Below are 11973 nucleotides of genomic sequence, written 5' to 3'. Positions count from 1 at the left end.
GGGAAGGAAATAATGATGAGAGGAAAGTGGTGAAATGGCATGTTTAAGAGGATTTGGGTTGCAGCATTATTAATCAGCATGGTGATGCTGCTGTATATAGGACGTCTCGCGTGGCTTCAGCTTATGCCGGGAAGCTCTTCGGCAGCGGTTTATTCAAGAAGCAGCAGCCAGGGCGGCTGGCAGCGGCTTTCGGTGATGCAGCGTCAGCGCAATTTGGTGCTGGATACGGGACGGGGCGATTTTTATGATCGATACGGCTTGCCGATTACGGGGGAGACTTATTCGACTGTCGCCCTGTTTCCTGTTCGCGGAGATGCGCGCGGCGAAAAGGAGGAGTTGGCAAAGCTTAGCGCACTGCTAGGGGTGACTGCGGAGCAATTGACTCAAAGATGGGATGCGGTACGAGAACCGATATTTTGGCAGACTGACGGAAATAAAGGGCCCGTTAGACTGAGTGATGAACAGGTCCGGCAAATAAAGAGGCTGGGGCTAAACGGGATTCGTGTACTCCCGTACCGCAATCGATATTTGCCTGATTTTGAAGCTAAGCATGTCATTGGTTTTACGAGCCAGCACCCTGAGTGGCTAATGGCTGAGCATCCCGATGAGCTTGTGAGCGGGAAGAGGAAGCTTACGGAGCAAGTAGGCGGGGCTGGGCTTGAGAAGTCGCTCGATATGCTGCTTCGCGGTGTTGGCAGCACCTCAGTCTCCTATTTTATGGATGGACGCAATGCTCCGCTGCATGGGCTCGACTTGCGGCTTACGCAACCGGGCAATCGGTATTATCCTTTGAAGGCGATCACTACACTTGATTTAAAGCTGCAAAATGAGATAGAGGCCTATGCGGATGCGCAAGGGCTTCGGGAGGGATCAATCGTCGTACTGGATGCGGATAATGCCGATATAGTCGCGATGGTGTCCCGGCCAAAGCTGAAGCCGGGCCAATTCCAGTCGGCCGATGGAAGCGAATGGGAGAACCATGCTCTTAAGGCGGTGGCGCCGGGCTCCGTTTTTAAGCTTGTAACGGAGGCTGCCGCATTGGAGGCGGGTGTGACGGACCGCCATGATACTTTTTTTTGCGATGGCGAATACGGGAAGTACGGCCTGTCATGCTGGAAGGAAGGAGGCCATGGTCTTCTGACGCTGGAAGAGGGCTTGGCGCAATCATGCAATATCGCTTTCGCGACGATAGCTGAGCGCTTGAATGCGTTTGAGCTGCAGAGCACGGCAAATGCGCTTGGCATCGCCCATAAGGCGGGCTGGCATCGGGAGCGGGCCTTCGGGCCTTTTGCGGGACCGCTTCGTTTATTGGAGGAGGAAGAGGCAGGGGCACTGTTTGCCCCTGCCGCGAAAGCAGCTGAGACGGAGGCGGTACAGAAGCGGCGTGGTAAGGAAGCGGCGATGCGCACGGAGCGGAAGCGAGCGGCGTCACCCGCCCCCGTCGACGGAGGCGTGCTCGCGCAGAGCGGGATCGGGCAGCGTGATGTAAGGATGTCGCCGCTTCAGGCGGCAAATTTGATCGTAACGCTGCTGAATAGAGGACGCGTAATGGAGCCGCGCCTCGTGAGCGAGATCCGCTATGCCAGCGGCCAGCGGATGGTGAAGCTGCCCGCGCAGCGCGCGCAGGGCACCGGCGGCCGGATCAAGCCGGCCACCGCCCATGCGCTGCTGCGCGGCATGGAGGCGGTCGTCGACCATGGAACCGGTCGATCGATCCGCCAAGGGCTGTGGGCGGTAGCCGGGAAATCCGGCACCGCCGAAACGGTACGGGCCGGAGCCGCCCGAAACCACCAGTGGTTTGCGGGCTACGGCCCGGTTAAGCAGCCGCGCTACGCCATTGCTGTGCTCGTGGAAAATCAGCCGCCTGGCAGCGCAAACCAGGCGACCAAGCTCTTCCGCGGCGTCATGGACATCGCCGCTCGCTTGAATAAACGGCAGGATAGCTAACAAAAGGCCGTCCCGTTGTCTGCTATGGCAGATGACAGGACGGCCTTTCTTTGAAGGGGAAATGGAAATGTTCTAGAACCGCTCGTTTATTCTTTCCTCTCTCCTTCACGTCTCGAGAGGCTTTCTACAAAAGATTCTCCCTCATTAGGGCTATCGAACTCACCCTGCGGCGCATGAATCCAGCGGTGGAAGTAGCCTTGGTCGTAAAGCGCTTTGATCAGAATCATTAAGATCGGCGACAGAATGACGCCTGCAACGCCGAATAGGGACAAAGAAACAATCATGAACGCGAGCATGGTGAAGGCGGATACGCCTAACGAGTCGCCCGTTATCTTCGGCTCAAGAATTTGGCGCGTGAGCACGACCGTTAGGAAGAGCGCAGACAGCCAAATCGCAAGCGATATTTGACCGACGATGACCAAATAAATGATCCATGGGATGAACACGGCGCCAACGCCGAGCAGCGGCAAAATATCGAAGATGGCGGCTACGACCGCTATGATGAAAGCATTGTCCACGCCTAGCAGCACCAAAGCGATCAATATTACGATAAACGTAATACCGATCATTTTCGCCTGCGCTTTTATGTAAAGAGCAATTCCTTTAAATACATTGTTGCGCAGGAAGAAGAACGCTTTTTTGAACGTATTTGGCGTTTTGTCATCCGCCGTTTTTTTCCAGGCCGTAATTTCTATGCTCAGGAAATAAGCCAATATAATGCCGACGATGAAATTAAAAACGAAGGTCGAGAAGGAAGAGACGTAGCCGACGATGTTAAGCAGCACCGTCTGTCCGAAGGCTGCGAGCGTAGCGGTTGCGCCTTCTATTAAATCCTTGGAACGTTCGACCAAATCCAAATCCGGTGGAAGAGATCCAAAGCGCATCTGAATATCTTCCGTTATATTCGCGATTTGTTCGGCCAGCATTTCCTGATATTTAGGGAAATTAGCGACAAGCTCCGTACCTTGCTTCGTCAATAGGTAGGCAGCGCCCGAGAAGGCGCCGAGTATAATGATCGTGAACAACAGGACGGAAATGCCCGAAGCGATCGATTTCTTCATGCCCAGCTTGTTCAGTCGTCTCGCAAGCGGTTCGATACATAAATAAATTAGGAAGGAAAAAAATATCGGGGTTGCGATCCGGTATAAGTAGCTGAAGGAATACATAATTAAGTATACCGTGAGCGCGATAAGCGCAATGTCAAAAGCGGTTCTCCAATACTTTTTGTAAAATGGCAGCATGGCAATACTCCTTCTTTTTTCAAAATCATATTTCCATTAAGATTGTACTACAGTTCAAAAAAAGATGCCTATTTTTTATTGCAATATGCTAAAATTAAAGCTATTGTTGTTGTTGTTTTGCACCGCTGCTCAATCGTCGACTAAATCATATAACGGTGGGGAAGTCAAAATGGAAAATTTGCTGATGTGGGGAATATACTTCGCAACGTTTTATGCATTCCTCCCGGGCCTTATAAGCCGTACTTTCGGCTTTCGCGTTTTTAAGAAGGGCCGCGTTGAAAAGGAAATTTCCCTTACGTTCGATGACGGTCCTGATCCGGTCTATACGCCGCAGCTGCTTGATTTGCTCGCTCGTTATAATGCGAAAGCGACCTTTTTCGTTGTAGGCTCTCATGCGGAACAGCAGGAAGAACTGCTGCGGAGGATGAAGGCGGAGGGCCATATCATCGGCATTCATAATTACGTTCATAAATCGAATTGGCTAATGCGTCCCCGCTCGGTGAAGCAGCAAATAGAACGGACCGGCGAAATTATCGAGCATGCAACGGGCGTACGTTCGGCTTATTATCGACCGCCTTGGGGAATTGTAAACGTGTTTGACTATGCGAATTTAGGTTATTTGCAAATTATTTTATGGTCGGCCATGTTCGGGGATTGGCGGATACGCGTCGGCGCGGAGCGCCTCAAGAAGCGTATGCTGAAGAAGCTCAGACCCGGAGAGGTCATGCTGCTGCATGACTGCGGAACGACCTTTGGAGCGGATAAGGATGCGCCTCGTAATATGCTTATTGCATTGGAAATCTATTTGGAAGAAGGAACGAAGCGCGGCTATCGTTTCGTTGGCATCGAGGAGATGATCAAGCTTACCGACGCTGCGAGAGCGGCTCATACTTCCTTCATTAAGAAGGGTCTCATTTCGCTCTGGCTGCTATGGGAGCGGGCCTTCCATGTTGTGTTTCGGCTGAAAACGGTAGGCGACGCTGGGGATCCGGCCTTTCATTATCGCATTACTACGTATCATGGAAAATCGGTTCAGCTCGCCGGGGGTGGAAGTGTTACTAAAGGCGACCGTATTGCAGAATTGCATTTCGATAACAAAAAGCTGTCAACGATAGCTGCGACCTCGAAATCGCCGGTAGCTACCGGCATTCGGATGCTGCGCGAGGTGGAGCAAGCGCTCCCGCTGCTTGCAAATCAGCTTGCGGAGGACGCGGAGGCAAGCGACATTAAAGCGGTCTACGGAGTCACGATGATTCATCGCGGTGCAGACCGGTTGGGCTTCGAAATTTACAAGCTGCCTGAGGGCTGGTTTGCCAGGTCGACGCGGGTTTACCTGCGGATACTTATCCGAGTGTTAACGAAGAAGCAGCAGACGGCAAAAGGCAAGCAGCGAAGAGAGACGATATCGCCGCGCATGCTGTTAATGCCTGTCGAGATCATCAGAGGTTATGCCGCATTGCAGCCTAATAATAGACAGGCGAGCGCCGAACGTATGAGCGTTGCTGTCGAACGAACCATAAGCGCAGCAGCCGACGAAGCTGCGCAGCTGGGTACGAAAACAACAGCCATTTAATCGCTATGTATCAAAAAAAGGAGTGCAAGCTGCAATCGGCCTGCACTCCTTTATTGTTTAAAATTACATTTTCATAACGCCGCCAGTGCTGGCGGATGTAACGAGGTGAGCGTAACGCGCAAGGTAGCCGCGTTTGATCTTGAGCTCGAAGCCTGGCCATTCGGAGCGGCGTTTCTCGAACTCCTCGTCGCTGATGAGAAGATCCATCGTACGGTTGTTCATGTCGATTTCGATGATGTCACCGTCTTGAACGAATGCGATCGGACCGCCTTCAGCAGCCTCTGGGGAAGCATGTCCGATGCTGATTCCGCGGGATGCGCCGGAGAAGCGGCCGTCCGTAATAAGCGCAACCTTCGCGCCAAGTCCCATACCGACGATTTGCGAAGTAGGGGCAAGCATTTCCGGCATACCGGGACCGCCGCGAGGTCCTTCATAACGAATAACGACGACGTGGCCTTCCTTGATTTTGCCGTTTGCGATACCGGCTAGGGCATCGTCCTGGGAATCGAAGCAAATAGCAGGTCCTTTGTGGTAGCCGCCAACCGATTTGTCAACTGCGCCTGTTTTGATAATGGCGCCGTTTGGAGCAAGGTTGCCGAACAGGACGGCCAAGCCGCCGCGCTCCGTATGCGGATTGTCGATCGTACGAATGACGTCCGTATCTTGAATTTCGCAGCCGATAACATTTTCGCGAAGCGTCTTGCCCGTAACCGTCAAGCAGTCGCCCTTCAAAGCACCTTCTTTCTTGAACAGCTCGTTCAGAACGGCGCTGACACCGCCTGCATTATGCATATCCTCGATGTGATAATCGGAGGCTGGAGCGATTTTGGCAAGGTGAGGCACGCGCTCAGCAACTTCGTTAATGCGTTCGATTGGATATTCGATGCCTGCTTCATGCGCGATAGCAAGCGTGTGAAGCACAGTGTTAGTAGAGCCGCCCATCGCCATATCAAGCGCGAATGCGTTGTCGATCGTATCCTTCGTCACGATATCCCGCGGTTTAATGCCAAGGTCAATAATTTTCATCAGCTGGCGGGCAGCTTCCTTAACGAACTCTTTGCGCTCAGGAGCAACGGCTAGAATGGTGCCGTTGCCAGGCAAGGCAAGGCCGAGACCTTCTGCCAAGCAGTTCATCGAGTTTGCCGTAAACATACCGGAGCAGGAGCCGCATGTCGGACAACCGAATTGTTCGAGCTCTTGCAATTGCTCGTCGTTGATTTTGCCAGCTTGGTGAGCCCCTACGCCTTCGAAAACGCTGGAAAGCGAGATCGAACGGCCGTCGGACGTTTTGCCTGCTTTCATAGGTCCGCCGCTGACAAGCATCGTCGGGATATTGACGCGAAGCGCGCCCATAATCATGCCCGGCGTAATTTTGTCGCAGTTCGGAATGCAAACCATACCGTCGAACCAGTGAGCGTTAACGACCGTTTCGATGGAGTCTGCAATGATTTCACGGCTTGCGAGCGAGTAACGCATTCCGATATGACCCATTGCGATACCGTCATCGACGCCAATGGTGTTAAATTCGAATGGGACTCCGCCAGCTTCGCGAATCGCTTCTTTAACGAGCTTGCCGAATTCCTGCAAATGAACGTGACCGGGAATAATATCAATATAAGAGTTGCAAACCGCGATGAACGGCTTGCCGAAGTCTTCCTCTTTGACGCCTGCGGCACGCAGCAAGCTGCGATGCGGTGCGCGGTCGAATCCTTTTTTGATCATGTCTGATCGCATTCTTTTGGTCGCCATGTATGTGCCCCCTATATGCTTAATAAAATACCGATACTCTCAATTTTATCACATCGGACAAGCGTTGGCTATAATGGCTGACGTCATCGTGCGGCTAGACTGCGAGTGGAAGCTTGCCGCCCGGACGATTATTCCGGATCAGACGGTTATATCAACGATGAACATGAGTATGTTTCTATAGCAGCAAGAACCGCCGGAGTGTATTCTCCAGCGGTTCTTCGTTTATTATGGCGCGATTGTTTGATTAGTAATTGGCAACCAGCTTTTTAAGCAGTTTGATATCGGTTGTATTTTCTTAAACTGTTGCAGCTATTTCCATGAAAGAAGATATCATTTCTGTATTTCGAACGACCTGCTCAAATGTAGATTCTAATTTGGCATCTATTCGAGATACTTTCGCCGCCATATCATCAAATTTGAGATGAAGTTCAGCGATATCGTCTTTGGTAACCATATTGGCGATATCGTCCTTCGTAGCTGTATTATCCAGTCGAAGTTCAATGGCATTCAGTTTTTCAACAATCTGATAAAGCAATTCCTCACTCATGGAGCACATCCTTTCGATTCAAAGTGGATGCAAGTTGCGAACATTTGTTTGTCTCTATTTTACCAGATTTCCGTTGGAATGACAATTGAAAGTTCGATCGTTTGGTGCTTGAACTATATGCTATATACCCGGCAATAGAGATTTATAATTGAACACAAAGCCTATCGACGGTCACTTCGGGTGTTTTGTTGATCTCATGGATGAAGCCTTGAACAGCCTTGCGAATCTTCTAAACTGTATTAAAAAAGACGTTATTAATGACCGATTCCTTAAGCCAGCCCCAGAGCCCTTCGATCAGATTCAACTTCGGGCTATAGGAGGGAGATACAGCAAGGTGAGAACAGACTGATGCTCTTGCAAAAACGGTTGAATGAGCGCCGCGTGATGAATTTTCGCATTATCCAGTACAAGAACGATGTTCTGATTCTCGTACTTCTTCAACAGTTTTTCCAGGAAAGACAAAAATTCTTGAGCGGTATATTGGATTTCCTGAGTGCAAAACACTTCTCCTGTTTCGTAATCCAGAGAACCGATCAGCTTGGCACCATGATGCTTCCATAGGTAGGGACGATTTTCTGCTTCCCTTTGGGAAACCACGTGCGGGACAGCGCTTGGTAGTCACGAATCATGGACTCATCGATGAACAGAATTCGATCAATTTCACCGTTCAGGAGTTTTTTTTATATTCTTCGAACTCCTGCACAAACGCTTCCTGCTTCGCTGGGTCTGCCTTCGCCAACGTATACGTAGGTACCGTAAAACTAAGCTTCAATCGATATAGCAATTCTCGGGTTCCACGATCCGAGTACAACACGCCAAATTCTCGTTCGATCCATTTTCGGATGATCGGTGAAGTCCAATTCATTTTGGCAGGAAAGCCCACATCCGCAGGTGTCTGATTTACAATCGTTTGATAGACGCGCTGTTCTTGTTCGGCGCTCAGAAACCGCTGGCGTCCCGGAGGCGTTTCGATTCTCAACCCCTTGATGCCTTCTTGACGATAGGCGTTAATGTAATTGTAGACGGTGGAAAGCGAACGTCCGATGATCTTGCTGGTGTCTTTCTTGGACACGCCATGCAGATCAAGTAAGATCGTTTGATATCTTTCGTGCATTCTCAAGTCCTTATTCGCCTTAATGGCCGCTTTAATCGCCTGAATTTCTGGATCGTTCTGATCTTCTTGAAGGAGTTTTGGCAGTTTCATTTATCGTACCCCGCGGGTTCATAGAGTTATGATTTTACGATATACGACTCAGCTCTCACTGTCCAGAAAATTATTCCAACCATCTATTGCCGGATATATAGTCTTTAAAAAAACGAAATCTCAAAATTGGGGTAGTCTGCCCTTTTTTGAAATTGGTTTTCATATTCCAGGTTTTCCAGCTCCAAAGGATCGTTGCCCCCACTTTCATCCCTTTAGCCAGGCTTTAATTCCGAGAGGCTATTTCCTTTGTTAAACTATAAATTTCTCCAAACAAGAACAATTTCCCTTCTGTAACTCAACCTTCTGCTTGCTCGCACTGGTTAAACTGGAAAAGAAGACCCGTCATAGCCTGCTGCAACTCACTCGCTGGCTAACCAAGCTATTGTGGCAACCGTACGGTCAGTGGATACTGCAGCTGAAGAAAAAGCCCAGTCGAACGTCGAGAGGACGACAATGAAAACGAACCGAGACCTGATGGATAAGGATGATTATCGCATAAAAGTGATCATAACTGTATAATTGAACCAAATGAACAGACTACCTTTGAGGACTGTCCGATCTTTTTCATTTCACCTCAAAAATCATTTTTCTGAATATTGAATTTTCGTAAGTACCTAGATTTTATGCAACGCTAGTCAGCCTGCTGTTATCAGCAGAATTTCACTTTCCGTGACCGCATTTAAATAAACCAATATTTGTTTATATCCACTAATAATACTTCTCACGGAAATACGGGCGATAATCCCCGGCAAAGGATTGCCCTTCGGTGACGACATGCATTGTGACGATACAATGTGACCACACACTTTTTCCATTCTCATGAGAGTAGTGGAAGTCCAGCCCTTCCATTCGGCGAGTGGTGGATTCTTTCTTGCATGACGTGTCGTATAATAGAAGATAGACAATCCGCTTGCCACGATTCCTTGTCTGCTTCCGAATCGATTGCATGATTCGTTCCATACGTTGTTTTTGCAAGTGATTCACAGACCACGGCGACTCATTCAAGAATCGAGTAGTCGAGCTGAGATGCCGCTCTTTACCAGCAGCCTCGCGGATCGTCGATATATTCTTGCGTCCTTCACAAAGAATAATGCCATTAACGATGGAAATGAGATGGCGAATCTGAGGTTTACTAAACCCCATCTGAAGAGACAAAATAAACTTGACGATTGCTACGTGTACGAATACCATGGAATTGGGACATCCCCTTTTCTGGAAACTGTTGTGTTGTGGTGACCAACAATTTCGCTGGAAACGGTACGATGTCCTTTTATTTTTACAGCTTCGACAAAGGTTCTGTTGAAAAACTGATTTCCGACTTATTCACCCATGGATTTCTATGACAATGTTTTTACAAGAATCAAGTAAATAATTAATTTTCGTCTCCCGGTCATTGAGAAAGGAGAAGTTATGAAACATCTTTTTGATTTTATAAATGATGACTTACCTATAAACAGTGTTTCTTATTTAACAGATGATTTTGAAGTAAACCTATTAAGACAAGAAATAGACAAATGGATATTGGATGATAGTAAGATAAATTCACATCAATTCTATTGTATTAAAATAAATGAAAATATTATAATACCGGATATTAGAAAAAAATTTATGATGAGAAATAAAGTTATTTATTCTACGAATGAAAACATTACTAAAAATGTAAATTCAATTATCATTTCTGATTTATTTTGCTGTGAAAACTTGGTTTATTCCAATGAATCCAAACTGTACCATCCATTTAATAGAATAAATAATTTGAATAATTCGCAAGAACTAGTGAATATATGGTGTGATCTCGAAAATGTCAAGTTTGATTTTTTAATGTTGTTAGAAATATATTCAGAGGACGAAATATTTGATATAATACCTGTTATTATTGAGGCTTCAACTAAAGAACGTGAATATAAGAAATCATATTTTTGTTGTTTCAGTATTAATCATTTTTCTAAAAGTAAGCTTTGGAAGATACGAGTTAGAACTTCATTGAGCAATAAAAGAGAGATGGAAATAAAATTCAACTATTTGAAAGCTCAATCTTATAGCCCAAGCACTATAAAAGGCGGAAACCAGTATGAAAAAAGATTATAGTCTTATAGGATTCTCAATATTTGGATTTTTTTTAGGAGGATACAAAACTTTAAATCAATCAGGATTTCATTTCTATGTAGGATTGGCTTTTATTGTTCTTTCATTAGTTCTTCTTACGATTTTCCTTTTATCTTTGCGAAAAACCAAAGAAAAATGACTAGGCGCTGAATAAAGTGAATTTTTTTTGTGCGGCTAACATAAGCACTATCTCTAGGGTTCATAGCGAAGGTAATAGTAGCGATAGCCTGCAGACAAGGCCATGCGCTGTGCAATGCACACCTGCTGCACGAATGCCCGAACTTCTACAAGAAAGCTGACAGGTCGCCCAGCCTCTTCGTCCGACGAGACCACGCTCCGGTGACCTAGGAAGGCATTCTTGCGATTCGCCAGAATGCGAAGCTTATTTTCACGCAGGTTAAAATCGCCCTGTTCTCTCTATCCTCGCTCTTCTGCGCTTTAGGAGGACATCGAACCAGCAAGCGATATAGCGCGACGATAATAGAAACAGTCCGTTCATATGCCCCGTCGGCAAATAAACGGATGCTTATTACGCTTAATCATCGCCGTTACCCATTCCGTAGGCATGATCGGAAATTACTCCGCCTCATGACATGCGTCGTTCCCGATGTGAGTCATACAACCGTATCCTTGTTCTCAATGTTGCGGTTTTGCTGCGTCCATAGACCAAGTAGGTATCTGTATTATGGGTCGTAAATTTCCCCTCCGAATAAAACTCATCCCTCTTGTAAGGCGTTACCCAAATATGATAATTAATTCCGCTCGCTTCAATACGTAGTCCGTTATCATGAAGAGCGAGCCCTCCATGAATGGATGAGTGCCTCCCGCATATGGCATGACTTGACTGCCTGTTGCGTAGCCTAATTTATTTTCTTTGAATGTGTTCGTCACCAGCACGATTTTGACCGGATTAAACTTCTAAATGGCCTCCTGTTCAACCTTGTAAGTCTTCTCGACCGTAATCATCTCGCTGCGCGCAAACTCCGGTTTAGCAACCGATACCGCTTTCGGCAAAATTTCACCGATGGAGTTCGACTCGCCATCCACATCCATATCCAATCTCTAGTTGAAAATGTGTTGGCGGGTCGGCGCGACGATATTCGTATCGACGAGCTTACCGTTGCGTGTATCGCGCAATGCCGTTTTATCATCCATCGCCTTCGTCTCTACCGCATCGGCGAGATCTTCAATTAGTGAGAAAAAGGCAGTCTCCGTCCGTCAACAGAATCTGTCTTATTAATGATCTCAGCAACAACGGTTTGTAAATAAGCTTGAATATACGTCTGCTGATTGACTGTGTTGAAACCCAATGTATTGTCAAAGTGAGAACAATATGGACAATAATATTCTTCATCCCCTCTTAATGATTTATCAACAATAGAAACCTTCATGAACTCTCGTTCGCAAACCTATATACCCGGCAATAGAGATTTATAATTGAACACAAAGCCTATCGACGGTCACTTCGGGTGTTTTGTTGATCTCATGGATGAAGCCTTGAACAGCCTTGCGAATCTTCTGAACTGTATTAAAAAAGACGTTATTAATGACCGATTCCTTAAGCCAGCCCCAGAGCCCTTCGATCAGATTCAGCTTCGGGCTATAG

The 11973-nt window shown here is 47.4% G+C and carries 10 protein-coding genes and 1 pseudogene; 4 read left to right on the top strand and 7 right to left on the bottom strand.

Annotated elements, in window-relative coordinates; all coding sequences use genetic code 11:
* Positions 1-39: 39 nt before the first annotated feature.
* Positions 40-1947 carry a peptidoglycan D,D-transpeptidase FtsI family protein gene (locus tag L1N85_RS02190; protein ID WP_235234473.1) on the top strand — a complete coding sequence of 636 codons (1908 nt, stop codon included), beginning with the start codon at positions 40-42 and terminating at the stop codon, positions 1945-1947.
* An 86-nt stretch (positions 1948-2033) separates the two neighbouring features.
* On the opposite strand, the gene ytvI is transcribed toward L1N85_RS02190, so the two are convergent.
* Positions 2034-3188 carry a sporulation integral membrane protein YtvI gene (ytvI, locus tag L1N85_RS02185; protein ID WP_235234472.1) on the bottom strand — a complete coding sequence of 385 codons (1155 nt, stop codon included), beginning with the start codon at positions 3186-3188 and terminating at the stop codon, positions 2034-2036.
* Positions 3189-3357: 169 nt separating this feature from the next.
* Here ytvI and L1N85_RS02180 point away from each other — a divergent pair, with 169 nt between their 5' ends.
* Entirely contained in the window at positions 3358-4761 is a 1404-nt protein-coding gene (locus L1N85_RS02180) for a polysaccharide deacetylase family protein (protein WP_235234469.1), read from the top strand.
* A 63-nt stretch (positions 4762-4824) separates the two neighbouring features.
* Here the strand turns inward: L1N85_RS02180 and ilvD are convergent, their stop codons facing one another.
* The 5 genes and pseudogenes from ilvD to L1N85_RS02160 form a co-directional block, all read right to left on the bottom strand.
* The gene (gene ilvD / locus L1N85_RS02175) at positions 4825-6510 is read right to left on the bottom strand and encodes a dihydroxy-acid dehydratase (RefSeq protein WP_235234467.1); all 1686 of its coding nucleotides are present in this window, start codon (positions 6508-6510) and stop codon (positions 4825-4827) included.
* 295 nt (positions 6511-6805) lie between these two features.
* The gene (locus L1N85_RS02170; RefSeq protein WP_235234466.1) at positions 6806-7057 is read right to left on the bottom strand and encodes a hypothetical protein; all 252 of its coding nucleotides are present in this window, start codon (positions 7055-7057) and stop codon (positions 6806-6808) included.
* Between the two features lie 229 nt (positions 7058-7286).
* Positions 7287-7561, bottom strand: a pseudogene (locus L1N85_RS27820) (IS630 family transposase).
* A 163-nt stretch (positions 7562-7724) separates the two neighbouring features.
* Positions 7725-8261 carry an IS630 family transposase gene (locus L1N85_RS27815; protein ID WP_407946306.1) on the bottom strand — a complete coding sequence of 179 codons (537 nt, stop codon included), beginning with the start codon at positions 8259-8261 and terminating at the stop codon, positions 7725-7727.
* A gap of 708 nt (positions 8262-8969) precedes the next feature.
* Positions 8970-9452 carry a transposase gene (locus L1N85_RS02160; protein WP_235234465.1) on the bottom strand — a complete coding sequence of 161 codons (483 nt, stop codon included), beginning with the start codon at positions 9450-9452 and terminating at the stop codon, positions 8970-8972.
* A gap of 219 nt (positions 9453-9671) precedes the next feature.
* Between L1N85_RS02160 and L1N85_RS02155 the strand changes: the two genes are divergently transcribed.
* Together L1N85_RS02155 and L1N85_RS02150 are read left to right on the top strand one after the other, a co-directional pair.
* Positions 9672-10349, top strand: coding sequence for a hypothetical protein (locus L1N85_RS02155; protein WP_235234463.1), 678 nt, complete (start codon positions 9672-9674; stop codon positions 10347-10349).
* Positions 10333-10506, top strand: a complete 174-nt coding sequence (locus tag L1N85_RS02150; RefSeq protein WP_235234461.1) for a hypothetical protein — start codon at positions 10333-10335, stop codon at positions 10504-10506. The genes L1N85_RS02155 and L1N85_RS02150 overlap by 17 nt, the downstream gene beginning before the upstream one ends.
* Before the next feature lie 779 nt (positions 10507-11285).
* On the opposite strand, the gene L1N85_RS27040 is transcribed toward L1N85_RS02150, so the two are convergent.
* Positions 11286-11420 (bottom strand): hypothetical protein, encoded by a 135-nt coding sequence (locus tag L1N85_RS27040; protein ID WP_268818114.1) that lies wholly within the window; start codon positions 11418-11420, stop codon positions 11286-11288.
* Positions 11421-11973: the final 553 nt, after the last annotated feature.

This window comes from Paenibacillus alkaliterrae (genome assembly GCF_021532375.1).
Taxonomy (GTDB): Bacteria; Bacillota; Bacilli; order Paenibacillales; family Paenibacillaceae; genus Pristimantibacillus; species Pristimantibacillus alkaliterrae.
This window is presented reverse-complemented; position numbering and strand designations above follow the sequence as displayed.